This window comes from Pseudomonas sp. TNT2022 ID642 (genome assembly GCF_028656995.1).
Lineage (GTDB): Bacteria > Pseudomonadota > Gammaproteobacteria > Pseudomonadales > Pseudomonadaceae > Aquipseudomonas.
This window is the reverse complement of record NZ_JAMDGW010000007.1, coordinates 572,581-596,710: the sequence shown is the minus strand read 5'-3', so window position 1 is coordinate 596,710 and position 24,130 is coordinate 572,581. Positions and strand designations below refer to the sequence as shown.

General features: G+C 60.4%; 27 protein-coding genes and 1 riboswitch. Of the genes, 8 read left to right on the top strand and 19 right to left on the bottom strand.

Going from position 1 to position 24,130, the window contains the following annotated elements; translation table 11 throughout:
• Positions 1 to 83 precede the first annotated feature (83 nt).
• Entirely contained in the window at positions 84 to 635 is a 552-nt protein-coding gene (locus M5G26_RS08535) for a GNAT family N-acetyltransferase (RefSeq protein ID WP_273915171.1), read from the top strand.
• Here the strand turns inward: M5G26_RS08535 and M5G26_RS08530 are convergent.
• The 4 genes from M5G26_RS08530 to M5G26_RS08515 form a co-directional block, all read right to left on the bottom strand.
• A complete protein-coding gene (locus M5G26_RS08530) occupies positions 574 to 1,338 on the bottom strand; it encodes an ABC transporter ATP-binding protein (RefSeq protein WP_273915007.1) in 765 nt (254 codons plus the stop codon). The genes M5G26_RS08535 and M5G26_RS08530 overlap by 62 nt on opposite strands.
• Positions 1,335 to 2,339: a FecCD family ABC transporter permease gene (locus M5G26_RS08525; protein ID WP_273915170.1), complete on the bottom strand. Its 1,005-nt coding sequence runs from the start codon at positions 2,337 to 2,339 to the stop codon at positions 1,335 to 1,337. Before M5G26_RS08525 ends, M5G26_RS08530 begins: the two co-directional genes overlap by 4 nt.
• An 8-nt stretch (positions 2,340 to 2,347) precedes the next feature.
• Positions 2,348 to 3,361: an ABC transporter substrate-binding protein gene (locus tag M5G26_RS08520; protein WP_273915006.1), complete on the bottom strand. Its 1,014-nt coding sequence runs from the start codon at positions 3,359 to 3,361 to the stop codon at positions 2,348 to 2,350.
• 144 nt (positions 3,362 to 3,505) lie between these two features.
• Positions 3,506 to 3,699: riboswitch (cobalamin riboswitch) on the bottom strand.
• Positions 3,700 to 3,741: 42 nt separating this feature from the next.
• On the bottom strand, positions 3,742 to 4,677 hold the full coding sequence (locus tag M5G26_RS08515) for a Ppx/GppA family phosphatase (RefSeq protein ID WP_273915005.1): 936 nt from the start codon (positions 4,675 to 4,677) through the stop codon (positions 3,742 to 3,744).
• Positions 4,678 to 4,685: 8 nt separating this feature from the next.
• Here M5G26_RS08515 and M5G26_RS08510 point away from each other — a divergent pair, with 8 nt between their 5' ends.
• Positions 4,686 to 4,895: a hypothetical protein gene (locus M5G26_RS08510; protein ID WP_273915004.1), complete on the top strand. Its 210-nt coding sequence runs from the start codon at positions 4,686 to 4,688 to the stop codon at positions 4,893 to 4,895.
• A gap of 119 nt (positions 4,896 to 5,014) precedes the next feature.
• Here M5G26_RS08510 and phnX read toward each other — a convergent pair whose 3' ends face one another.
• The 7 genes from phnX to phnD form a co-directional block, all read right to left on the bottom strand.
• Positions 5,015 to 5,842, bottom strand: a complete 828-nt coding sequence (phnX, locus tag M5G26_RS08505) for a phosphonoacetaldehyde hydrolase (RefSeq protein ID WP_273915003.1) — start codon at positions 5,840 to 5,842, stop codon at positions 5,015 to 5,017.
• Positions 5,843 to 5,917: 75 nt separating this feature from the next.
• The gene (locus M5G26_RS08500; protein ID WP_273915002.1) at positions 5,918 to 6,787 is read right to left on the bottom strand and encodes a LysR substrate-binding domain-containing protein; all 870 of its coding nucleotides are present in this window, start codon (positions 6,785 to 6,787) and stop codon (positions 5,918 to 5,920) included.
• Positions 6,788 to 6,797: 10 nt separating this feature from the next.
• Entirely contained in the window at positions 6,798 to 8,093 is a 1,296-nt protein-coding gene (locus M5G26_RS08495; protein ID WP_273915001.1) for an MFS transporter, read from the bottom strand.
• A gap of 129 nt (positions 8,094 to 8,222) precedes the next feature.
• Positions 8,223 to 9,314 (bottom strand): iron-containing alcohol dehydrogenase PsrA, encoded by a 1,092-nt coding sequence (gene psrA / locus M5G26_RS08490; protein ID WP_273915000.1) that lies wholly within the window; start codon positions 9,312 to 9,314, stop codon positions 8,223 to 8,225.
• Between the two features lie 109 nt (positions 9,315 to 9,423).
• Positions 9,424 to 10,242: a phosphonate ABC transporter, permease protein PhnE gene (phnE, locus tag M5G26_RS08485; protein WP_273914999.1), complete on the bottom strand. Its 819-nt coding sequence runs from the start codon at positions 10,240 to 10,242 to the stop codon at positions 9,424 to 9,426.
• A 2-nt stretch (positions 10,243 to 10,244) separates the two neighbouring features.
• The gene (gene phnC / locus M5G26_RS08480; RefSeq protein WP_273914998.1) at positions 10,245 to 11,036 is read right to left on the bottom strand and encodes a phosphonate ABC transporter ATP-binding protein; all 792 of its coding nucleotides are present in this window, start codon (positions 11,034 to 11,036) and stop codon (positions 10,245 to 10,247) included.
• Positions 11,033 to 11,899: a phosphonate ABC transporter substrate-binding protein gene (gene phnD / locus M5G26_RS08475; RefSeq protein WP_273914997.1), complete on the bottom strand. Its 867-nt coding sequence runs from the start codon at positions 11,897 to 11,899 to the stop codon at positions 11,033 to 11,035. Before phnD ends, phnC begins: the two co-directional genes overlap by 4 nt.
• A gap of 109 nt (positions 11,900 to 12,008) precedes the next feature.
• On the opposite strand from phnD, the gene M5G26_RS08470 reads away from it, so the two are divergent.
• The 3 genes from M5G26_RS08470 to map all read left to right on the top strand — a co-directional run bounded on the left by M5G26_RS08470 (position 12,009) and on the right by map (position 13,949).
• Entirely contained in the window at positions 12,009 to 12,866 is an 858-nt protein-coding gene (locus M5G26_RS08470; protein ID WP_273914996.1) for a LysR substrate-binding domain-containing protein, read from the top strand.
• A gap of 67 nt (positions 12,867 to 12,933) precedes the next feature.
• On the top strand, positions 12,934 to 13,161 hold the full coding sequence (locus M5G26_RS08465) for a ParD-like family protein (protein WP_007918027.1): 228 nt from the start codon (positions 12,934 to 12,936) through the stop codon (positions 13,159 to 13,161).
• Positions 13,158 to 13,949: a type I methionyl aminopeptidase gene (gene map, locus M5G26_RS08460; RefSeq protein WP_273914995.1), complete on the top strand. Its 792-nt coding sequence runs from the start codon at positions 13,158 to 13,160 to the stop codon at positions 13,947 to 13,949. The genes M5G26_RS08465 and map overlap by 4 nt, the downstream gene beginning before the upstream one ends.
• A 210-nt stretch (positions 13,950 to 14,159) precedes the next feature.
• Here the strand turns inward: map and M5G26_RS08455 are convergent, their stop codons facing one another.
• On the bottom strand, positions 14,160 to 15,053 hold the full coding sequence (locus M5G26_RS08455; protein ID WP_273914994.1) for an alpha/beta hydrolase family protein: 894 nt from the start codon (positions 15,051 to 15,053) through the stop codon (positions 14,160 to 14,162).
• A 31-nt stretch (positions 15,054 to 15,084) separates the two neighbouring features.
• Positions 15,085 to 15,882, bottom strand: a complete 798-nt coding sequence (locus M5G26_RS08450) for a crotonase/enoyl-CoA hydratase family protein (RefSeq protein ID WP_141128697.1) — start codon at positions 15,880 to 15,882, stop codon at positions 15,085 to 15,087.
• A gap of 148 nt (positions 15,883 to 16,030) precedes the next feature.
• Between M5G26_RS08450 and M5G26_RS08445 the strand changes: the two genes are divergently transcribed.
• Together M5G26_RS08445 and M5G26_RS08440 are read left to right on the top strand one after the other, a co-directional pair.
• Positions 16,031 to 16,606 (top strand): TetR/AcrR family transcriptional regulator, encoded by a 576-nt coding sequence (locus M5G26_RS08445; RefSeq protein ID WP_150693612.1) that lies wholly within the window; start codon positions 16,031 to 16,033, stop codon positions 16,604 to 16,606.
• Between the two features lie 81 nt (positions 16,607 to 16,687).
• Positions 16,688 to 17,413, top strand: coding sequence for a transporter substrate-binding domain-containing protein (locus tag M5G26_RS08440; protein ID WP_273914993.1), 726 nt, complete (start codon positions 16,688 to 16,690; stop codon positions 17,411 to 17,413).
• A 186-nt stretch (positions 17,414 to 17,599) separates the two neighbouring features.
• On the opposite strand, the gene M5G26_RS08435 is transcribed toward M5G26_RS08440, so the two are convergent.
• The 5 genes from M5G26_RS08435 to ribBA all read right to left on the bottom strand — a co-directional run bounded on the left by M5G26_RS08435 (position 17,600) and on the right by ribBA (position 23,046).
• Positions 17,600 to 18,754, bottom strand: a complete 1,155-nt coding sequence (locus M5G26_RS08435; RefSeq protein ID WP_273914992.1) for an ABC transporter ATP-binding protein — start codon at positions 18,752 to 18,754, stop codon at positions 17,600 to 17,602.
• Positions 18,755 to 18,770: 16 nt separating this feature from the next.
• Positions 18,771 to 19,580 carry an ABC transporter permease gene (locus M5G26_RS08430; RefSeq protein WP_007918021.1) on the bottom strand — a complete coding sequence of 270 codons (810 nt, stop codon included), beginning with the start codon at positions 19,578 to 19,580 and terminating at the stop codon, positions 18,771 to 18,773.
• Positions 19,581 to 19,586: 6 nt separating this feature from the next.
• Positions 19,587 to 20,534 (bottom strand): ABC transporter permease, encoded by a 948-nt coding sequence (locus M5G26_RS08425; protein ID WP_174244503.1) that lies wholly within the window; start codon positions 20,532 to 20,534, stop codon positions 19,587 to 19,589.
• Complete coding sequence (locus M5G26_RS08420; protein ID WP_007918009.1) at positions 20,531 to 21,556, bottom strand: ABC transporter substrate-binding protein; 1,026 nt, start codon at positions 21,554 to 21,556, stop codon at positions 20,531 to 20,533. The genes M5G26_RS08425 and M5G26_RS08420 overlap by 4 nt, the downstream gene beginning before the upstream one ends.
• A gap of 380 nt (positions 21,557 to 21,936) precedes the next feature.
• Complete coding sequence (ribBA, locus tag M5G26_RS08415) at positions 21,937 to 23,046, bottom strand: bifunctional 3,4-dihydroxy-2-butanone-4-phosphate synthase/GTP cyclohydrolase II (RefSeq protein ID WP_095050094.1); 1,110 nt, start codon at positions 23,044 to 23,046, stop codon at positions 21,937 to 21,939.
• Positions 23,047 to 23,114: 68 nt separating this feature from the next.
• Here ribBA and M5G26_RS08410 point away from each other — a divergent pair, with 68 nt between their 5' ends.
• Complete coding sequence (locus M5G26_RS08410; protein ID WP_008088081.1) at positions 23,115 to 23,411, top strand: DUF1330 domain-containing protein; 297 nt, start codon at positions 23,115 to 23,117, stop codon at positions 23,409 to 23,411.
• A gap of 155 nt (positions 23,412 to 23,566) precedes the next feature.
• Here M5G26_RS08410 and M5G26_RS08405 read toward each other — a convergent pair whose 3' ends face one another.
• Positions 23,567 to 24,130: an NUDIX hydrolase gene (locus tag M5G26_RS08405; RefSeq protein WP_273914991.1), complete on the bottom strand. Its 564-nt coding sequence runs from the start codon at positions 24,128 to 24,130 to the stop codon at positions 23,567 to 23,569.

Genomic DNA, 24,130 nt, shown 5'->3' with positions numbered 1-24,130 from the left:
ATTTTCAGAAACGGGAATTCTCATGGCATCGCCGAAAAGCTGTTGCTACTGTGCCCAGCCGCAATCCAGGTGTTTGCCGCTACATGAGTGATCAACCCGTTATCCAGGCAGTGTCTGACGCCGACATTCCTGAAGTTCTGAATTTTGTCTTAAAGGCCCGTGCCGAGCTTTTCCCCAAGCTCAGCGCGACCGGCATGCCTGACGATCTGGCGCGTTTTGCCGAGGTTTATCTGCGTGGGGAAGGGCGCTTTCTGATGGCTCGGCATGCAGGGCAGATTGTGGCCTCGATTGGCTATCTCCCTTACGACCGGCGCTTCGCGAACCTTGATTATCCCGACCGCAACGTGGTGGAAATCGTCCGCCTGTTCGTCGTGCCTTCACAACGGCGTTCCGGGCTGGCCGGCGCGTTGTACCGATCACTCAAAGACCTGGCACTCGCCGACGGAGTCGAGGTGATTTATCTGCACACCCATCCGTTCTTACCAGGCGCCATCGCGTTCTGGCAACGCCAAGGCTTCGACATTATCGATGTTGACGCCGACCCGGTCTGGCAGACGACGCACATGCATGCCGTCATGAGTGAAATCGAAGAATCTGCGCCCCATCAAACGGGTCCGTCAGGTAATGCGCCCTGACCCCGAAAGTGTCCTGTAACCGCTGCGGTGTCAGCACTTCCAGCGGCGCGCCCAACGCCACCAGCCGACCGCGCTCCAGCACCGCCAGACGATCACACTTCAACGCCTGATTAAGATCATGCAGCGCGATCAGCGTGGTCACCGGCAACGCCTGCACCACGTTGAGAATGGTCAGTTGGTGCTGAATGTCGAGGTGGTTGGCCGGTTCGTCCAGCAACAGGATTTGCGGTCGCTGGGCCAGTGCCCGAGCGATATGCACCCGCTGCCGCTCACCACCCGACAGGCTGCGCCAAAGACGCGTGCGCAGGTGCATGGCGTCTACATCGGTGAGCGCCTGCTGGACGATGGCGTCGTCTGCCTGCGACCACGGTTGCAGCGCCGACAGCCAAGGCGTGCGCCCCAGCGCCACCGCGTCGAACACGCGAATGCCGTCATCGGTGTCGGCCTGTTGTTCAACGACCGCGAGTTTTTGCGCAATGCTGCGCCGGGCCATTTTGCCCAAGCGCTGACCTTCAAGCAGCACCTCGCCAGCGCTGGGTTCGCGCAACCCGGCCAGCAGTTTCAGCAGGGTGGATTTCCCCGAACCGTTCGGCCCGACGATGCCCAGGGTTTCGCCGCGCCGAACTTCAAGGCTGACACCGTTGAGCAACTCGGCGCCGCGCACCTTGAACGTCAACCCGGAACAACTCAGAACACTGTTCATCGCGAAGACCTGCGGCCAACCAGAATCAAGGCAAACACCGGCGCCCCCACCAGCGCGGTAATCACCCCGACCGGAATCACCTGGCCCTTGATCAACGTGCGCGACAGCACATCAGCGGCAATCAGAAACACTGCGCCGCCCAACGCACTGGCCGGCAGCAGTCGTGCATGCCCGGTGCCAAGCAACAGACGCGCGGCGTGGGGAATCACCAGTCCGACAAAACCGATCGAACCGACAATCGACACCATCACCGCCGTCACCAGCGCCGCGCAGCCAATCAGCAGAATCTGCACGCGCCGCACCGGAATGCCGAGGGATGCCGCCGAATCCGCGCCAAAGGTAAACGCATCCAGCGCCCGCCGATGCCACAGGCACACGACCAGTCCCAGCACGGCAACCGGCACTGCCAGCCACACCGATGGCCAGCGCACGCCGCCAAGATTGCCCAGCAGCCAGAACATGATGCCGCGCGCCTGCTCGGAGCTGGCCGAGCGAGTGATCAGAAACGCTGTCAGCGCATTGAACAGCTGCGAGCCGGCGATCCCCGCAAGAATGATCTGCCCGGTACCGCTGGCCGAGCCGCTGACCCGCGCCAGCACAATCACCAGCACGAACGCCGTCACGGCGCCGGCAAAGGCACCGACCGACAGCGAGATCAACCCGGCACCGACGCCAAGCAGCGCGACCATCACGGCCCCGGTCGAGGCGCCGGCAGAAATCCCCAGCAGATACGGATCGGCCAACGGGTTGCGCAGCAGCGACTGCAAAATCACCCCGCACGTCGCCAGACCGGCACCGCACGCCGCCGCGACCAGTGCGCGGGTCAGGCGGTAGTTCCAGACGATGCCTTCGTCGATCGGGTCGAGCGCGTAACCGGCGTTCCACAACTTGTTCGCCAGCACTTGCACCACCACACCCGGTTCAATCGAGGTTTCACCAATGGCCACGCCAGCAACCACTGCAATCAACAGCGTCGCCAGGGCAAGCAGCGTACGGATCAGGCTGGCACTCATTGCGACAGATCATAGCCGCTGATGGCCGTGGCCAGTTGCTCGATGCCGTCGAACATGCGCAGGCTGGCCTGCATGGCCATGGCGTCGAGAATGATGATGCGGTTGTGTTTCACCGCGTCCATGTTGCGCGTCACCGGATCACTGCGCAGGAAGGCGAGTTTCTTTTCATAGTCGTCGGCAGGGAAGCGACGACGGTCCATGCGCGCGATCACAAGGAAAGTCGGGTTGGCCTTGGCGATGGTTTCCCAGCCGACCGTTGGCCACTCTTCATCGGACTGCACGACGTTGCGCACGCCGAGGGTGCTAAGCATGAAATCGGGAACGCCTTTGTGCCCGGCCACGAATGGCTCGATGTCCATTTGTGCGCTGGAGAACCAGACCAGCGCGCTGGCATCCTTCAGCTGTTTGCCTTGGGCTGTGGCAATCGATTTGGCGAGACTGGCCTTGAGTTCGTCGTTGAGCTGCTGGCCGCGCTCCTGCACATCGAAGATCTGCGCCAGTTGGCTCACGCTTTTGTAAATCGTGTCGATGCGGAACGGCGCCAGCCGCGTGCCATCGGCGCCGACGAGGTTGTCCTTGGCTTCGCAATCGGAAGGCAGCAGGTAGGTCGGAATCTTCAGCTCATGAAACTGTTCGCGAGTGCCCACCGCACCTTGCGGGCCGACCATCCATTCCAGCTCCACGGCGACCAGTTCCGGGCGCTTGCCGATCACCGATTCAAAGCTCGGCTCGTTGTCGGCCAGACGCTCGATCTTGTCATTCTGCGCCTTGTATATATCCAGCACGTTGTTGAACCACAGCGAAGTGCCGACGACTTTCTCGCCCAGGCCCATGGCGTAGAGCATTTCCGTGCCGGCCTGGCCGATGGTCACCGTGCGCGTTGGTGCGTGCTGGAAGGTCAGGGTGCTGCCGCAGTTGTCGATCGTCAGCGGATACGCAGTCGGGGCCGCCTGCGCCATGGCGCAAAGGCTCAGGCCGGTGATGAGGGTGGCAATGCGGGGCAGCAGCATGGGGCAGTCTCCAGGGGAACCGTACGGGAGCGGGAGAGTACGGATCGGAAACACACCATCGAACGCGGTCAGGGAAACTGCGCAAGGCCGGTCATCAAAAGAAGAAGTACACGGCACGATGTCCTTCCCGGACACCCCGCCGGTTAGTCAGTCACTGTGCCGGCAGGTCTCCTGACTGATGCGTCATCGCCTGGCTCCGGCCTTCCCGGGGTTCACCCAGTGGCAGTCTTGGAGCAGGCTCAGCACCTACAGTTGCGGGGGCAGTTCCGGTCAATGCTGTGCAAGCACCCCGAATTCCCTATTAGTCCCGTTCGGGAACCAGCGGCGGCATGGTAGTCGATCAAGCCGCTGAAGGGGAGACGAATCTGTCGTGGCGAGGATTAGTGCTGGCTCATCAAACCGTGCAAGACGCCTAAACGCAGGCCCGGTTCGGAGGGCAGCATTTGCGCAATGCCGAACACTTTGAACGCCGCCAGCATCAACACCAGCCCACCAGGCAGAATGCTCTGGCGATGGGGTTGCAGGCCGGCGAGCTTGAGCTGTTGCACGTTGTTCACTTTCAGCAGAAGTAACGACAGGCGCAGCAGGCCGCCGTAGGTGATGCCGTCCTGGCCGAAGTCATTCAGGCGATTGGCCTTGAGCACTTTGGCCAGCATGCGTGCGGTGCCGGAGGAGCCAATGGTTTGCTGCCAGCCCTGCGCACGATAGCGCCGGGCAACTTTTTCAAACTGCAGGATGGCGAAGCGTTCGGCCGCCTGTAGCGCGCCGGCAGACACATCGCCGCCGCGAAAGAACCGCGTGCTCAAGGTGCCGCTGCCGATGGCGATGCTTTCAGTGAGCAACGGTTGTGAACCCTGGCCGAGGATCAGTTCGGTCGAACCTCCGCCGATGTCGACCACCAGGCGCAGGTCGTCTACGCTGGGCAAGGCATGGGTCACGCCGGCGTAGACCAGTCGCGCCTCTTCATGGCCGCAGATGACATCAATGGGAAAGCCCAGATGCCGTTCAGCACTGGCCAGAAACAGCTGCGCATTATCAGCCTCGCGCACTGCGCTGGTTGCCACCGCGCGTACCCGGCCGGCCTCGAAACCGCGCAGCTTCTTGCCGAATCGCGCCAACGCCTGCCAGCCGCGATCCAGTGCCAACGCATCCAGTGCGCCGCCGTCAAAGCCTTCGGCCAGCCGCACCGGTTCGCGCAAGGTTTTCACTTCCTGAATCTGCAAGCCCTTTCGACTGCGCACCGACTGGCCGATCATCAGGCGAAAGGCATTCGAACCCAGGTCGATGGCGGCAAACAGCGAGGCGTCGTCTTTCATGGGAATCCTTGCAGAGCATCCGTCGCGAGGCTCAAGACGGTTTGCGAGGATTCTGCCGTGATCTTGATGACATCCTGATGACGGGGCAGGGTCGGTTGAATGAATTTGCGGCTGTCATGACAATGTCATTATCCGGCGTCTATGCTGAGGCCAATACATCGCGTGTTCTTAAAGTTTTTGCTGCCAGTTTTGGCAGCTTTTTTTTGCCTGCGATTTGAGCGAGGCCACTGATCGTTCCCACGCTCCTGCGTGGGAATGCAGCCCGTGACGCTCTGCGTCACTGGACGCGGAGCGTCCCTAGAGGCATTCCCACGCAGAGCGTGGGAACGATCAGGTTTCAGCAGGACTGCGGGGTTTCGCCCCGGGACAAGCGCGCATTGATGTCGTCGATCACTTCGGGCAGCTCGGCGATGGTGTCGATCAGGTAATGCGGACGTGAAGGCGCGAACATCTTGCCGATCCGCGAACGTTCTTCCGCCAGTCGATCCAACGGCAACGCCTTGTATTGCTCATAGCTCAGGCCCAGTGCGTTGCCGGAACAGGTCAACGCCACCGTCCACATGCCGGCGGCGCGCCCTTCGAGAATCCCCGGCCAGGTGTCGTCGACCTTGACGCAAGCTGCCACGTCATCGATGCCCAAGGCAATCACGTTAGCCAAGGCCTGCGCCGGATAGGGCCGGCCATTCGGCACCTCATCGGTGGCGACGACATGGTCAGCGACGTAGCCATTTTCCCGCGCCAGTTCGACGACCTTGGCCATCACCACCGCCGGATAACCGGAGCACGAACCGATTTTCAAACCCTTGTCGCGCAACGTTGCAATCGCCTCGAGCGCGCCGGGGATCAACGCCGAATGCAGGGCGATTTTCTCGATCTGCAACGGCATGAAACGTTCGTAGATTGCCGTCACATCGTCATCGCTCGGCACGCGGTCGAATGCTGCACGATAACGCTCGGCAATCTGCGGCAGGTTGCACAGGGTGCGGATGTGATCCCACTTGCCCATGCCCATCGGCCCGCGCGCTTCTTCAAGCGACACCGCGACGCCGAACTCGGCAAAGGCTTCGACGAAAATCTGCGTTGGCGCAAACGAGCCGAAATCGACAACGGTGCCGGCCCAGTCGAGGATCGCGGCTTGCAGGTGAGTCGGTTGTTGGTACTGCATGGTCAATCTCCGTTTTCAGGTAAGCGTGGGCCGTCCCATCGGCAATGAGGTAGGCGGTTCAAGGGTCAGGGCTGATCAGGTCAGCGGTGAATTCGCATCAAACAGTTCGGCAATCACTGGCCTGTTGCGGCGGATGCCGAGGCAGCACAGGTGGTATTCGATAAAGAACGGGTGATCGACAAAGGTGATCGGTGTGGTGCCGGGTGTTTCGGCGTACTCGACCGCCGAGACAAAACCGATACCGATGCCTTTGACGATGGCGTGCACGATGGCTTCGCGGCTGTTCAGTTGCATGACGCAGTTGAGCTCGATATCGAGGCGCTTGCAGCTTTCTTCCACCAGTTGCCGGGTACGCGCGCTGGATTCGCGCATCACCCATTTTTCGCCGCTGATCTCGCTGACGTGAACCTGCGCCTGGCGGGCCCACGGATGGTCATCGCGCACCACGGCAATAATCGGATAGCGGTGATACAGCCGCGTATGGAAGCGCTCATCGAATTGCGACAAGGCCAGAATCGCCACGTCGATATCGAAGTTGAACAGCCGCGCCAGGGTGTCCTTTTCCGAGGAAAACGAAGTTTCCAGTTCGATATCCGGATGGCGCTGCATCAGCTCATAGGTCAGGTTCATGGCAATCGGCGGCGACACCGCGCCAAGGCGCAACATGCCGGTTTTGCGTTGCTTGAAGCTCTGCAACAACTGCACGGCTTCATCCTCCTGACCGAACAGGCCTTGGGTGATGGCGTAGAGCTTGTGCCCGGCTGCGCTCATTTCGATGTAGCGTCCGCGGCGATGGAACAACTCGACCGAGAAGGTGTTCTCCAGTGCGTTGACCTGCTCGCTGACGGTCGGCTGACCGACACTGAGGTACTCTGCCGCAAGGGTAAAACTGCCGGTCTTGGCCACTGCATGAAACGAACGCAACCATTTGTGATACTGGTACATGCAAGCCCCGTCAGCGTCGAATGAACAATGCCACTGCTGCGCTGCATAGGCAGGCGCTGGTGACCACTATGAAGATGAGAGACGTGTTTGCCGTGGTGTCAAGCAAACGACCGATCATCGGCTCGGCCAGCCCGGCGAACAGGTAGGACGAGAAGTTCATGATTCCGGTCGCCGTACCCGCGCGTTTGGCACCGACCAGGTCGGGACACAGCGCCCAGAAACTCGAGGCCGGGCCATAGACGAAGAAGCCGCAAAGGAACAGGGCGACCAGGCCGATGATGCTGTGTGGCGGCAGGCTCCACATCCACAAACTGGTCGCAGCACCCAGCACCATATAGAGCATGATCGCCAGATAACGCTTGGAACCGAACAGCTTGTCCGACACCCAGCCGTTGCTCAACGCACCGACTGCCATGCCGACAGGGAGGGCGACGGTAATCCATTTCGGGTCGACCATGCTGTCGCCGCTTTTCCAGTTGGCGCCGAGAAAGTGCACCGGCACCCAGACGATCAAGCCGTAGCGCGCCGCGTTCTGAAAGCCCAGTGACAGCGCGGCGATCAGCAGGCGCGGATTCTTCAACACGGCTTTATAGCGTTGCGCCGAGGTCTCGACTTCGCCATGCGCGGCTTCCTGATGTTTGTCCTCAGCGTTGGCCACGCCAGTATCGCCTACCGGTTCGAAGCCCAGATCCTGCGGGCGTTCGCGCGCCACCAAATAGAAGATGATCCCGCCGGCGAGCATCAGCAGCACCGGCAAGCGGAAGATCCAGCGCCATTCCAGTTGCAGCACTTCGAGCACGACGATAGAGGTGACGTACGACAGAATCGACGCGCAACCGGCGGCGAAGGTGTAGAAGCCATAGACCTTGCCGCGCTCACCCGCTGCCCACCAATTGGCAATCAACCGCCCGCCCGGCGCCCAGCCCAAGGCCTGAAAGTAACCGTTGACGCCCCACGGCAGAATCAGGCTGGTGAAACCACTGGCAAAACTGGTCACCCAGTTCGCCGCGCAGGACAACACCGCACCCAGCGTCATGATCCGCCGGCCACCGAATTTATCGGCGAGGTTGCCGTTGATCGCCTGACCAATCGCATAAGCCCAAAGCATCGCAGCGGACGCCCAACCGAGGGTTTCCTTGCTCAAGCCAAATTCAGCCTGAATCCCCGGAATGGCAAAACCGAAGGTCTGCCGCCCGGTGTAGAAAAACAGGTAACAGAACATCGCCGCCAGCAGCATGCGCCACTGCGCGACCCGGAACGAGGCAGAACGGACGGCGAGACCAGGCATTGTTTCGGCACGATTCATGATCTTTTCCTTATTGTTGTCGGTTCCCGCCGGGTGTCGTCGGCGGGTGCACTCTTTTTCGGTGCGGCAGGAAATCACCGCGGCTGCATGCCGCTGGCGGTGCTTGGGTTACTCGGGTTTTATCAGGCGTCAGGCGGCTTGTGAGCCAATGAAATTCTTGCCGCGTGCGCCCTGCATCGCGAGATGGATGATGGCTTCGGCGTCCTTGGCCGAGACGCCGTAATCGGCGAATTCGGTCTTCACCCCGAGGCTGTGCAGGAACTCGCGCAACTGCTGCTGGGCCTTGCCCAGATCCGCGCCGAACACCCGTTGCAAGGTACGGTCGCGAGTGGCGTCGTGACCCCAGGCCAAACCCAATACCAACGGCAAGGTGAAGGAGCAGGCGATGCCGTGGGGCAAGCCGTGACGCAAGGTCATCTCATAGGAGATCGAATGCGCCAGCGCGGTTTTGGTGTTGGAAAACGCCAGCCCGGCCTTGAGCGCAGCGAGTGCCATGCGGCTGCGCAATTCGTGACTGGAGAGATCTTTGTGCAGGCGCGGCAGGCATTCGAGGATGTCCTCGATCGCGGAGATCGCGAAGGTGTCCGAGACCGGGTTGGCGTTCACGTTCCAGATCGCCTCCAACGCATGGGACAGCGCATCGAGACCGGTGGAAACGGTCACGCCGGCCGGCACGGTGAGCATCAGTTGCGGGTCGATGATCGCCACCGTTGGCCAGGTGCAGTCCAGGTGCAGCGAATATTTCTTCTGGCTGGCGCTGTCCCAGATCGTCGCCCACGGGGTGACTTCGCTGCCGGTGCCGGCGGTGGTTGGTGCCGCGATCAGTTGTTTGCAACGGGCCGGGGTGAACGGTTTGCCGCTCGACAGCAGGCTCAACAGTTCATTGAAACGTCCGGATTCGGTGCCGACGATCAACGCCTTGGCGGTATCGATGGCGCTGCCGCCACCCACGGCGATTACCACGTCACAGTCGCCGGCGTGCTGCCAGAAATGCTCGTAAGTGCTGCGCAAATGGGCGACGTCGGGGTTGGGCTGGACGTCTTCGACAATGTAGATCAGACGTTCGCCGAGCAAGCGTTGCAAACGGTCCACCAATCCCAGCCCTCGGGCCTCAGGGAAGGTCACGAGGGCGACAGTCTGCTGCTCGGTGATGGCGGCGAGGTCTTGCAGGCTGCCCCAGCCGAAGCGGGTATCGACGGGGTTCTGAAAACGGGCAGTCATGGTGGATCCTTCTTGTTGTTGTCGTGTGGTCACATACTCGATGGCGGTCGACAACGGTACAAATCGATAAATCGCAGGTTTGAATCGGCTGAACCGATAACAGCGGCGGTTAATGCGTCGAACCGCTCTGGATGGCGGCACGCAGTCGACTCGATACGGCGTCGGCGACGATCACCATGAAAGTGATGACGATGATGCAGGTCGCGGTTTCCTGATATTTGAACAGCTTGAGACTGCTCACCAGTTCGAAACCCAGGCCGCCGGCACCAACCATTCCCAGCACCGTGGCCGAGCGCAGATTGACCTCGAAGCGGTACAGAATCACGGCAATCCACGCGGTGATGACTTGCGGCAAAACGCCAAACACGATCACTTGCAACGGTCGAGCACCGGTCGCTTGCAGCGCTTCAATCGGGCCTTGGTCGATCTCTTCGATGCTCTCGGCGAAGAACTTGCCGAGCATGCCCAGGCCATGCAGCGCCAGCGCCAGGACACCGGGGAAGGGGCCGAGGCCGACGGCTGAAACGAAAATCAGCGCGAGGATCAGTTCGTTGATGCTGCGGGTGAAATTCAAGGCCTGACGCGTGGCGTGAAACACCCAACGATTGCGGCTCAAATTACGCGCCGCGAGAAACGACAGTGGAATCGCCAGCAACACGCCGAGCAGGGTGCCCCAAATGGCGATCTGCAAGGTTTCTACCGCTGGCGCGAGCAGACGCGGAAGAATGCTCAGGTCCGGTGGGAAGGTGCGTGAAAGGAAATCACCGATCTGCGGCAATCCCGCTGCCAGTTCTCCGAGACTGAGTTGAGCACCTTGCGCGCTCCAGTTCAGTGTCCACAGCACAATCAGGATGACGGCGCCCGTAGTCAGCCAACTGCGCGGGCCACGAGGGCGATCGCCGACCCACTGATAGTTTTGCGATTGCATGTTCAAGCCCTCGAGGCAGCGCGGTAGGACAGGGTAGGCGTCGGAATGTCGACGGAGGAGTCCGCCAATTGCCCCGGATAGATTCGCGCCAGATCGGCGTCGGTCATGCTCGACGCTTTGCCATCGAATACCAGACTGCCGTGAGCAAGGCCGACCACGCGGTCGCCGAACTCGCGGGCGTACTCGACCTGATGCAGATTGCACAGCACGGTGATGCCCAGTTCGCGGGTGGCATCGCGCAGGTACTGCAACACCAGCCGCGCGGTTTTCGGGTCGAGGCTGGCGATTGGTTCATCGGCCAGAATCACCTGCGGCCGCTGTGCCAAGGCGCGGGCAATGCCGACGCGCTGCTTCTGCCCGCCGGACAGTGAATCGGTGCGCTCACCGGCCTTGTGCGCCAGTTCGACGCGCTCCAGACATTGCATCGCCAGCGCCACATCGTCACGACGGAACAGTTGCAGAATCGACGCGAGGGTACCGACGGACCCGAGACGCCCGGTCAGCACATTCTTCAAAACGCTCAAACGTGGCACGACATTGTGGTGCTGGAAGATCATCGCCACTTCACGGCGCAAAACGCTGGTGTCGGGGCAGGCGAGGGCATCAATGCCCGCCACGGTCAGCGTGCCGCTGTCGGCCTGTGCCAGGCGATTGATGCAACGCAGCAAGGTCGATTTGCCAGCGCCGGACTGACCGAGCACCACGACGAATTCGCCCGCAGCGACTTCCAGGTCGATGCCGCGCAACACCGGGTTGCTGCCGTAATGCTTGGTCAATTGACGGATGCTGATCATTTCATGCTCCGCAAATCGAGATCGAGCACCTTGGCGGTGTCGCGCACCACGTCGTAAGAGGCGTCGGTGGTCGGCTGGAAACCATTGAGCACGCCCTGATCACCCCACGGCACGTCCTTGATCGAAGCCAGCGCGTCGGCGACCTTCTTCTTCAATTCCGGATCGAGCGCCTTGCGCCAGACCATCGGTGATTCGGGGATCGGCTTTGAACTCCAGACGATTTCGAAGTCATCCTGCTTCACCACCCCTTTGGCCACGGCGCTGGCGAAGATGCGGTCAGCCACGGCGGCGGCGTCGACTTTCTTGTTCTCGACCGCGAGGATGCTGGCGTCGTGGGAGCCGGAGAAAATCACTCGTTTGAACAACGTGTCCGGCACAAACCCGGCCTGCTCCAGTCCGGCTTTCGGGAACAGATGACCGGACGCCGAACTCGGGTCGACGAACGCGAACGTATGGCCCTTGAGGTCGGCCAGCGAATGAATGCCACTGTCCTTGCGCGCCAGAATCACGCTTTTGTACGCGCTCTGGCCGGTCTTCTTGGTCACCGCCACGGAGAATGCTTCGACATCGGCCACCGAGGTCGCCAGCACGTAGGAGAACGGCCCGAGATAGGCGACGTCGAGTTTGCCCGAGCGCAGCGCTTCGATGATGCCGTTGTAGTCGGTGGCCACGAACGGCACCACCGGCATGCCGATTTTGCTTTGCAGATCGTCGAGCACCTGCTTGCTCGATTCGATCATTGCCTGGGAGTCTTCGGAGGGAATCAGGCCTATGGTCAGTTTGTCCTTGGCCCAGACCTGGCTGGCGCCCAAGACAATAACGGTGAGGCTGGCGACACGCAGAAACTGTTTGATTGTTTTCATGGCATTCCACGGTGTGGTTGGGAGTTGCCACAGGCTAGGTCTGTCACGTGACAGTCATTCAATCAATTCAATATGCGAAACGACAGCTAACTATTGATGGAGTCTATGGATGTCGAGCGCCAAACTACGGGCCTTTCTCGCTGTCGCCCGCCACGGCAGTTTCAGTGCCGGGGCGCGGGCGTCGGGATTGAGCCAACCGACCCTGACCACGCAAGTACAGGCCCTGGAACGTCAGCACAATGTTGAGCTGTTCCATCGCCGTGGGCGGCGGATCGAGCTGTCGGATGTTGGGCGGCAATTGCTGCCTATCGCTCAGCGCATCGCCTTGCTGGAACTGGAGGCGCACAACCTGCTGCGCGATTCCGGGCGGCTCGACAGCGGCCAGCTCAAGGTTGGTGCGGTGGGGCCGTTTCATGTGATCGAGATGGTCGACAGTTACCTGCAACAGCATCCGAATATCGATGTGTCGATCCGCGTCGGTAACTCGGCGCAAGTGTTATCGGATCTGGAAAATTACGTCACCGACATCGCCGTGCTGGCCGGGCGTCAGGACGATCCGGCGTTGTGTTCGGTGCGTTATGCGCGGCACGCGATCATCTTGTTTGCCCACCATGAGCATCCGCTGGCCAATCGCGGCAGCGTGCGTCTGGAGGAACTGGAAGGGCAGCCCCTGCTGCAGCGCGAACCCGGCTCGACCACGCGGCTGGTGCTGGAGCAGGCGCTGAATGCGGCGCAAGTGAAACCGAGGATCGCCATGGAAATCGGCAGCCGTGAGGCGTTGCGTGAAGCGGTGGTGCGCGGGTTGGGGCTGGGGGTGGTGTCGGAAGCGGAGTTCATTGCTGACCCGAACATCCGCACCATCAGAATCGAGGGCGAAGAGCTGTTCACCGAGACGTATCTTTATTGCTTGGCGGAGCGGCGTTCCAGTCGGCTCATTTCGTCGTTTTTCGATGCAGCGCTCGGCTGAGGGTTTGCAATCTCCGACGAGGCTTGGCTAATATACGTTCCATATACACATCGTATCGGATTCATATATGGGCATCGTAAAGATTTCAGAGGACATGCACGAGAACCTGCGGATATCCAGCAACGCCCTCAGCCGCTCGATCAACGCGCAAGCCGAGCACTGGATGCGCATCGGCATGCTCGCCGAACTGCACCCCAACCTCGACCACAGCGCCATTTGCCGCTTGCTGATCCGCGCCGAACAGAACGGCGGGCTGGATCTGCAACAACTGACTCAGGAAGCCGTCAGCGCATGAGAAACCAGATCAAGATCAACACCCCGGCCGACATCGCCCAATCGCGTGCTGCCGGCAAACTCGCCGCTGAAGTGCTGGCGATGCTGGTGCCGCATGTGAAGGCTGGCGTCACCACTGATCAGCTCGATCAGCTGTGCAACGACTACATCGTCAATGTGCAAAAAGCAGTGCCGGCCAACGTTGGCTATCACGGTTTTCCGAAAACCGTCTGTGCCTCGGTCAACGATGTGGTCTGCCACGGCATTCCGTCGGGCACGCCGTTGAAGGATGGCGACATCGTCAACCTCGACATCGCGGTAATCAAGGATGGCTGGTTCGGTGATACCAGCCGCATGTACGTGGTCGGCGAGGCAACACCTGAAGCGCAGCACCTGATCAAGACCACCTATGACGCCATGTGCGCGGGGATTCGCGTGGTGAAACCGGGCGCGACGTTGGGCGACATCGGCCATGCGATCCAGAGCCTTGCGGAGAAAGAGGGTTTTAGTGTGGTGCGCGAGTACTGCGGGCACGGGATCGGCAAGGTCTATCACGATGAGCCGCAGATTCTGCATTACGGCTTTCCCGATCAGGGAATGAAGCTCAAGGCCGGGATGATTTTTACCGTGGAGCCGATGCTCAATGCCGGCAAACGTCACGTGAAGAACATGCCGGATGGCTGGACGGTGCTGACCAAGGATGGCTCGTTGTCGGCGCAGTGGGAGCATATGGTTGCGGTGACGGAGACCGGCTTCGAAATTCTCACCGCCTGGCCGGATGAAATCGAAGGCTATTCCCGGATCACCTAAACACCATAAACCCTCTGTGGGAGCGAGCTTGCTCGCGAAGAGGCCGTGTCAGTCAACATCAACATTGAATGACACACCGCATTCGCGAGCAGGCTCGCTCCCACAGTTGGAATGCACTCCTGTAGGAGCTGTCGAGTGAAACGAGGCTGCGATCTGTTGATCTTGTTTTTAACAGCAAGATCAACAGATCGCAGCCTGCAGCAGCTCAGGTTATGTGGTGTGTGCAGGGGCGCTTTGCAGCCAATCAAGCACCTCATCCCACAACGGCTGTGCGCTTTCGCGGAAGTAACCCATGTGCCCGTACGGTTTGCTGCCCAGTGGCGGCTGCAGATCCAGCAATGTCAGCGGTGCATTCACCATGGCTTTGACAAACGCATCGCGCGAACGCGGCGGCGCCCACGGATCATCGACCGACGTGGCGAAAACGCATGGCGTTGTGACCTCGGCGTAGAGTGCATGCAGATGGCTCATCTCGGGGTCGTCGAAGTAGTAGTGGGGGAATTTGCACCAGCGTTTCCAGTCGTTATAAACGCCCAGCGGCAAATCATCGCCCATGCCCAGCATGCTCCAGGCCATGTAGCCTTTGCGGGCGACAATCACCGGCAGCACAAACGTCCACATCAGACGGATTTTCCAGGCCTCGGCTCTGGACATCCAGCCGCTCCATCCCGCACCACTGCCCAAGGTGTAGCAAGCCGTCAGGGCGTGGTGATTGGGCAACAGACCAATCGCGTGACCACCAAACGAATGGCCGACCCAATACAACGGCAACGCTTCCTGGCTTAGCAGATCCACTGCCGCCGCCAGATCCTGATAAGCCCAATCCAGATAAGACATCTCAAAGCCTTTGAGGGAAGCCGGCTTCGATTCACCGATGCCCCGGTAATCGAGGGTCAGGACATTGAAGCCCTGGCGCGCTGCATGCTCGGCAAAACGCCGATAAAAGCGCTGTTGCACCCCGGTGGCGCCGGCCATGATCAGGTTGCCTTTGACCGCGCCCGCCGCGCTGTAGCGCTTGGCTGACAACGGATAACCATCGCGGGCAATGAGGGCGATGTCCTGTCTCTGGATCGATTCGGCAAAGGCTGCGGCCATGGTGTTCATGAAATTGTTCCGAGTGAGTTGAGCAAAGCCTTCAGCGACCTTTGAACTGCGGTTCGCGCTTCTGCATCATCGCCATGACGCCCTCGCGGACATCCTCGGTTTTGATCAGGGCCAGCAGTTGTTCATCAAGCTTCGACAATGCCGCATCGTCTCCCTGATCCTGCGCCAGAAACGCCGATTGCAATGTCGCCTGAATCGCCAGCGGTGCAGCTTTGGCGATGCGCTCGGCGTACTCGATGGCGCGAGGCAGTGTCTGACCGGGCTCGACTACTTCGGTCAGCAGGCGCATGTGCAGGGCGGCAGTGGCATCGAACTCTTCCCCCGTGAGCATGTAGCGCATGGCGGCGGTCCAGCCCGCTGCGCGGGTGAAGCGCACGGTGGAACCGCCGGCGGGTGAGATCCCGCGCAACACTTCCAGATGAGCGAAACGGGCATTGGTGGCGGCAATGCTGATGTCGGCGTTGAGCATCAATTCGATGCCCGCCGTCCAGCAAATGCCTTCAATGGCAACCACCACCGGTTTACGCCTGCGCGGTTTGGAAACGCCCCATGGGTCGATGCCTTCTTCAGGATACTTGAAGGCGCCTGATACCAGTTTTGGCGTCAGTTCCATCAAGTCCAGACCCGCAGTGAAGTGCTCACCATGCGCGAACAGCACGGCGCAGCGCAGTTCGTCATTGCGCTCGTATTCGCCGATGGCCAATGCCAGGTCCGTCAGCATTGCACTGTCGAATGCATTGCGTTTGCCGGCGCGATCCAGACCGATCAAAAACAGCTGGCCGTGTTGTTCGCGGGTGACTCTGCCGGGGCCACTGTTGGCTTCGTTCATCTCTGCTCTCCTTGAAATCTATTGGTCACCAGTTACTGACCATTTGTTTGGTAAACAGAAACTAAACGAACAGTTGGTAACCGTCAAATTGAGAAGGGCAGGCTTATGTCATAGAATCACCGCCAGTTATCCGGATCAGGAAATACCCGTGCGACCGTTGAAAATCCCCCGTGAAGAATTGCTTCTGCGGTGCGCCAATACCTTCAAGCGCCTTGGCTATCATGGCACCACCATGGACGTGCTTGCTGCCGCCTGTGGCTTCACCAAGGCGTCTTTCTATCACCACTACCCGAATAAGGAAGCCTTGCTGCGTGACGTGCTGGACTGGACGCATCAGGTAATTAACCAGACCCTGTTTGCCGTAGCTTTTGATGAAAAACTCAGCCCCGAAGAACGCCTGACAAAAATGGGGCGTAAGGCGGCGAGGCTGTTTCAGGATGACTCGATCGGTTGCCTGATGGGTGTGGTGGCGGTCGATGCGGCGTACGGCAAAAGTGAACTGCTGGAGCCGATTCGCAGCTTTTTCGATGCATGGGCCAAGGCGTTTGCGCATTTGCTGGAAGGCCAGGTCGATGAAGTCCAAGCCTTGCTGACCGCTCGACAATGGGTGGCGGATTACGAGGGGGCGATTCTGCTGGCGCGGGTCTATGGTGACGCGGCTTACATTGATGCGGTCACGCGTCGTGCGCTGGAACATTTGAGTGCCTGTCAGGCACCGACATAAGGCTTACCCGCTGGGTGTTGTGTCCTCGACAGTGTCAGCCACGAGGCACACTGACTTTTTATCCAATCAGGGAGCAACACCATGAGTGCAATCACCCCGGCCGTGATGGCCGATCTCGCGCCCGACGGCGTGCTGCATGCCGCCATCAATTTTGGCAACCCGGTGCTGGCACAGCGCGGGGCAGACGGTGCGCCGCAGGGTGTTTCGGTGGCATTGGCCAAAGCATTGGCTACCGAGCTGGGTGTCGAATTGGAGATGCGCACCTTTGATGCAGCGGGCAAGGTTTTCGCCGCGCTGGAAGAGGGCGTATGGAATCTGGCGTTTCTTGCGATCGAGCCGGTGCGTGAAGCGCAGATCACGTTCAGCGAGCCGTACGTGATTATTGAAGGGACTTATCTGGTCGAAGCGCAGGCACCCTATCGCAACGTCGAGGATCTCGATCAGCCAGGATTGCGACTGGCCGTTGGCAAAGGCGCAGCCTACGACCTGTTCCTCAGTCGCACGCTGCAGCACGCACAATTGGAGCGTGCCGAAACCTCGGCGGGTGCCGTTGACCTGTTTATCGAGCAACACCTGGATGCCGCCGCCGGTGTCCGTCAGCCATTGCAGAAAGTCGCGGATGCCGACGCGCGTTACCGCGTGCTGGACGGCGCGTTCACGGCGATTCGCCAGGCCATGGCGGTGCCCCGTGGGCGAGAGGCAGGCGCGGCGTATGTGCGGGCGTTTGTCGAGCGCAAGAAGGCTGAGGGGTTTGTCGCTGCCGCACTCGCCGAGAGTGGGCAGGGCGATGTGACGGTCGCGCCTTGAGATCAAAAAAAGTGCCACCGCGGCCCTGAGGCGTAAACACGGTTCAATTGTAGGAGTGAGCCTGCTCCCACATTTGCAATGCATTCCTGTAGGAGCTGTCGAGTGAAACGAGGCTGCGATCTTTTGATCTTGTTTTTAACGGCAAGATCAAAAGATCGCAGCCTGCGGCAGCTCCTACATGGGATTTCAGTGGGAGCCGGCGGCTTTGTTGAGGTCGCTGTCGGTCCATTCGGTATACACGCAAGCATCGGCGGTGGCCCAGCGCACTTGCACCGGATCGCCAGCCTTGAGCGGCATGCCGGCGGCGGACAACGCTTTGACCGTCATCGAAGTCCCGCCCGAAGTGACTACGCTGCACGTCTGGCTCTCACCCAGAAACAGCACTTCCACAACCTTCGCTGAAACCTCATTCCACCCCGAAGGCAACGGTTCGCTGATCGCCTGCGACACGCTCAACGCCTGCGCTTTTTCCGGCCGCACCATCAGCAACACATCCTGATCGGTGTGCAACCCCGCCGTCAGCCGAATCGACAATGACTGACCTTCAAACGAAGCCGCCGCATTACCCTGCGCCTTGAGCTTGAGGAAGTTCGAGTTGCCGAGGAACGAGGCGACAAACGCATTCGGCGGATTCTGATAAAGGTCATAACCGCTGCCCAATCCCACAATCTTGCCATGACTGAAAATCGCGATGCGCTGCGACAAACGCATGGCTTCTTCCTGATCGTGGGTCACGTAAACGATGGTGATGCCCAGACGACGATGCAGTTGGCGCAATTCATCCTGTAAATCCTCGCGCAGTTTTTTATCCAGCGCACCGAGCGGTTCGTCCATCAGCAAAATGCGTGGTTCGTAGACCAAGGCGCGGGCGATGGCGACACGTTGTTGCTGGCCACCCGACAACTGCGAAGGGCGACGATGGGCGAATTGCTCAAGCTGCACCAACTTCAACATCGCATCGACGCGCTTTTCACGTTCGGCGGCCGCTAGTTTGCGGATCGCCAACGGGAAGGCAATGTTGTCGCGCACCGACAAATGCGGGAACAGCGAATAGCGTTGAAACACCATGCCGATGTCACGCTTGTGCGGCGGTACATTCACCAGCGACTGACCGTTGACGAGGATCTCGCCACTGCTCGGTGTTTCAAACCCGGCGAGCATCGACAGCGTGGTGCTTTTGCCCGAGCCGCTGGAGCCGAGGAAGGTCAGGAACTCGCCGTCCTTGATGTCCAGCGAGATGTTGTCGACGGCGGCAAAATCGCCGTAGTGCTTGTTCAGGTTGCGCAGGCTGACCAGGGGTTTGTCGTTCTGCTGGGAAGCGTCTTTGATCACGGCACTCATGTCGTACTCCTGGCGCTCAGGCGCTGATTTCGTTGCGCCGGCGCAATGCGGCGGCGATCACCATGACTAGAACAGACAAGCCGATCAGCAGCGTCGAAGCGACGGCGATCACTGGCGTCAGGTCCTGGCGCAAAGTGGTCCACATTTTCACGGGAAGGGTTTGCAGGGTCGGGCTGGCCATCATCACGCTGAGCACCACTTCGTCCCACGAAACGAGAAAGGCGAAGAGGGCGCCGGCGACCATGCCCGGGCGAATCGCCGGGAACGTCACCTTGAACACCGCTTGCAGGCGTGAGGCACCGCAGATAACCGCGGCGTCCTCAATCGACTGATCGAACAGCTTCAGCGAGTTGATGATCGAGATGATGGTGAACGGCAGCGCGACGATCACATGGCTGACGACGAAGGCGAACATCGTCCCGGTGTAACCGAGCTTGAGGAACAGCGCGTACACCGCCACGGCGATGATCACCAGCGGCACGATCATCGGCAGGGTGAACAGGCCGTAGAGCATTTCCCGGCCGGGAAAACGTCCGCGCACCAGCGCAAACGCAGTCGGCAGACCGAGGGCCACGGCGCAGATCGTCGTCAGCACAGCAACCTTGAGGCTGGCGGCAGCGGCGTTCATCCAGTCGGGGTTGGAGAAGAACTGGCCGTACCATTTCAGCGTCCAGCCCGGCGGCGGGAATACCAGCCACTGCGAGGAGCCGAACGACAGCAGCACGATAAACACGATCGGCAACAGCAGGAACAGACCGATCAGCCCGGTGGTGGCATACAAGCCGAAACGCATCCGCCGGCTCATCGCATTGGGAGTCAGGAGCATGTCGGCTTACCTCGCGTTACTGGCGCCAACCGGGGATTCCGGCTGAAGCTTCAGGTAGAAGTAGAACAGCACCAAAGTGATCGCGATCAGCAACGCGGCGCCGGCACTGGCCAGGCCCCAGTTGAGGAACGATTGCACCTGCTGAATGATGAACTCCGGCAGCATCATGTTCTGCGCACCGCCGAGCAGCGCCGGGGTGACGTAGTAACCGAGCGACATGACGAACACCATCAAGCCACCGGAGGCCAGACCCGGCCGACACAGCGGCAGAAACACCCGGAAGAAGTTGGTCCACGGACTCGCGCCGCAAATTGAACCGGCCTGCAGAATCATCGGATCGATGGCCTGCATGGTCGCCTGCAACGGCAGCACGATGAATGGGATCATGATGTAGCTCATGCCGATCACCACGCCGGTGAGGTTATGCACCATTTCCAGCGGCTGATCGATGATGCCCATCGCCATCAGAGCCTTGTTGATCACGCCCGAGGCTTGCAGCAACACCAGCCACGAATAGGTGCGGGCGAGCAGGCTGGTCCACATCGACAGCAGCACGATGTTGAGAATCCAGCGCCCCCAGCCACGTGGTACCAGGGTGATCGCCCAGGCCAGCGGAAAGCCCAGCAGCAGGCTGAACAGTGTTACCAGCCCGGCCACCGAAAAGGTGTTGAGCAGCACTCGGGCGTACGCCGAGTTGGCGAACAGTTGTTCATAGTTGCCAAGGCCAGGCGTCGGTTCGAGCACGCCGCGCAACAGCAGGCCAATCAACGGCGCTAGAAAGAACAGGCCGATGAACAGCAGCGCCGGGGCGAGGTTGCCGGCGCCGCGCCAGCGTTGTCTGAGGGACGGGGCTTGCTGCATCGCAACCGCCTGTGTTCCGTGGGCCGAGCCGGCAGCGCTGGCGGCGCTCCCGGTGGCAGTGGAGGGACGGGACGCGGTGGCCGCCATTTTCATTTGACCAGCCATTCGTTCCACCGTGTCGCGATGGCCTGGCCGTTTTTGGCCCAGTACGCGAAATCAAGAGTGATCTGATCCTTAGCGTAGGCAGTCGGCAGGTTGGGGGCCAGCGTCGAATCCAGACGCTCCACACTGTCGAGGTTGACCGGGGCGTAGGCGGTCAGGTTGGAGAAGTCGGCCTGGCCCTTGGCGCTACTGGCGGCGGCCAGGAACTTCATCGCCGCGTCCTTGTTTTTCGAGCCTTTTGGAATCACCAGAATGTCGGCCATGACCAGGTTCTGTTTCCAGCTCACGCCGACCGGCGCGCCGTCTTCTTGCAGGGCGTGAATGCGACCGTTCCAGAACTGGCCCATGCTCGCTTCACCGGAGGCCAGCAGTTGCTGCGACTGCGCGCCGCCGCCCCACCAGACGATGTCTTTCTTGATGGTGTCGAGTTTTTTGAAGGCGCGATCCAGATCCAGCGGGTAGAGCTTGTCAGCCGCTACGCCGTCGGCCAGCAGCGCCAGTTCGAGCACGCCGGGGCTTGGCCATTTGTACAGGGCGCGTTTGCCGGGGTAAGTCTTGGTGTCGAACAGGGCGCTCCAGTCCTGCGGCTTGTTGGCGCCGAGTTTGCCCTCGTTGTAGCCGAGGACGAAGGAGAAGAAGAACGAGCCGACACCGTGATCGCTGACGAAACGCGGGTCGATCTTGTCGCGCTGAATGACTTTGAAATCGAGGGGTTCGAGCAGGCCTTCAGCGGCGGCGCGCAGGGCGAAGTCGGCTTCGACATCGACCACGTCCCACTGCACGTTGCCGCTCTCGACCATGGCTTTGAGTTTGCCGTAGTCGGTCGGGCCGTCCTGCACGACGGTGATGCCGCTGGCCTTGCTGAACGGATCGGCCCAGGCCTGTTTCTGCGCATCCTGGGTGCTTCCGCCCCAACTGACAAAATTCACGCTTTCGGCAGCCATTGCAGCCTGGCCGGTGACGCTGAGCAGTCCCGCAAAAAAGATCGCGGTTGCAGCTTTGTTCAACACCATGTTCACGCCCTCATTGTTGTGTTTTTGAGCGGGCTTGCGTTGTTGCCCGCCTATCGGGAGCAGTAGATGGACGTTCGTTGGAGTGTCCGGTCTATGGAATATCATATTATGGTATTCCAAACTTTGTGCAAGCACTTTGCCTTACCGGTTATCTGGAGGCTGATGGTTTTTCACTTGAGAGATGTGTAGAAATTTTAGATCCAGCCCCTCACCCCAGCCCTCTCCCAATGGGAGAGGGGGAAAGGGAGCAGATCTTCATGCTGTTCAAACCTGAGTTCGACTCGGAATCTCAGGTCGGCGTATAGCGACTAATCAACTCGGTCGGCTCCCTCTCCCTCCGGGCGGTCCGACGTTTCGGGAGGGCTGGGGTGAGGGCAGCTTCATTCAGTGAACGGAATACTCTCGACCACCTCCAGGTCATACCCGGTCAGGCCAGCGTATTTCAGAGGAGGGCCCAGGTGACGCAGCTTGCCCACCCCCAGATTCTGCAAAATCTGCGCCCCAGTCCCCACCTCCGAATAAATCCGCGATTGCGAACGACTGAACTGCCTTGGCGGCTGGGTCAACTGCGGCACCCGCTCCAGCAACGCCTGCGAAGATTCATGATTGGCCAGCACCACAACCACCCCATGACCTTCCGCCGCCACCCGTTGCAACGCTGCCCATAGCGTCCAATTGGTCGGCCCGCTGTACTCGGCGCCGACCAGGTCACGCAGCGGATCGATCACATGCACACGCACCAGCGTCGGCTCTTCACGGCGCAGATCGCCCATGACCATCGCCATGTGCACGCCACCCTCGATGCGATCCTCAAAGGTGATCAGGCGGAACGTGCCATGCACCGTCGGCAGTTCGCGTTCGCCAATGCGTTCGATGGTGTGCTCGGTGCTCAGGCGATAGTGGATCAGGTCGGCGATGGTGCCGATCTTGATCCCGTGCTTGCGCGCGAACACTTCCAGATCCGGGCGACGGGCCATGGTGCCGTCGTCGTTCATCACTTCGACGATCACCGAGGCCGGGGTGAAGCCGGCGAGGCGCGCCAGATCGCAGCCTGCTTCGGTGTGGCCAGCGCGGGTCAGCACGCCTCCTTCCTTGGCCCGCAGCGGGAAGATGTGGCCCGGCTGCACCAGGTCTTCAGCACGGGCATTCGGCGCGACGGCGGCGGCAACCGTGCAGGCGCGATCCGCCGCTGAAATACCGGTGGTCACGCCAACCGCCGCCTCAATCGACACGGTAAACGCGGTGCTGAACACGCTGCCATTGGCCGGGACCATTTGCTCCAGGCCTAAACGCTGGCAATGTTCGTCAGTCAGGGTCAGACAGATCAGCCCGCGCGCTTCACGGGCCATGAAGCTGATCGCCTCGGGTGTGCAACGGTCGGCGGCCAGCAGCAGGTCGCCCTCGTTCTCGCGATCTTCGTCATCGACCAGCAAGACCATTTTGCCGAGACGATAATCTTCGATGATTTCTTCAATGCTGTTGAAGGCCATGCTGGACTCTCAGGGTTCGTTGGAAATATATTGGTATACCATAATACAAAATCAACAAAGAGGTCACTATGAAGGCGTACTGGATTGCTCATGTGGATATAGCCGATGCCGATCACTACAGCCAATACACCCAGCGTGCGCCGGCGGCGTTCGCCGCGTTCGGCGCGAAGTTTCTGGCCAGAGGCGGGCGCAGCGAGGCGATGGAAGGACGCGAGACGCCGCAGCGCAGCGTGGTGATCGAGTTCGAGAGTTATGAGAAGGCTGTGGCTTGCTACCACTCGGCGGCGTACCAGGAGGCGAAAAGTTATCGCGAAGAATGGGCGAGGGCGGAGATCATCATCGTCGAAGGCATGCCGCCAGTTTAAGCCGCATCACAAAACCCCCGTATTGATCGTTCCCACGCTCCGCGTGGGAATGCAGCCCGGGACGCTCCGCGTCCCTTTCAAAGCCGAACGCGGAGCGTCCGAAGAGGCATTCCCACGCGGAGCGTGGGAACGATCAGACAGAAAGCGAAGCGTTGTCAGCGGATAAAGTGGATCTTGCCGCTGTCATCATTGCCCATGTAGATCCCATACACCCCAGCCTGACGCTCCTCGATATAACGCTCGAGAATCTGCCGGATCGCCGGGTAATAGATCTGTTCCCAAGGGATGTCTTCAGGGGCGAAGAACTTGTAGTCGAGGGTTTCCGGGCCGTACTGCCCGGTGATCTCCAGCGCGATCGCGCGAAAGATGATGTACACCTCGCTGATCTTCGGCACGCTGAAAATCGAATACGGCGAGACGATTTCCGCACGCACGCCGCTTTCTTCCCAGACTTCACGGATCGCCGCTTGCTCGGTGGTCTCGCCGCTTTCCATGAAACCTGCGGGCAGCGTCCAGGTGCCCGGGCGCGGTGGGATCGCCCGTTGGCACAACAGGTATTTGCCGTCCTGCTCGATGATGCAGCCGGCGATGATCTTCGGATTGACGTAGTGGATGTAGCCGCAGCCACGGCACATCAGGCGCACGTGCGTATCGTCCGCCGGTATCTGCTGACCGAGGTCAGGGCCACCGCATTTCGGGCAATAGCTCGGGCTGAACAT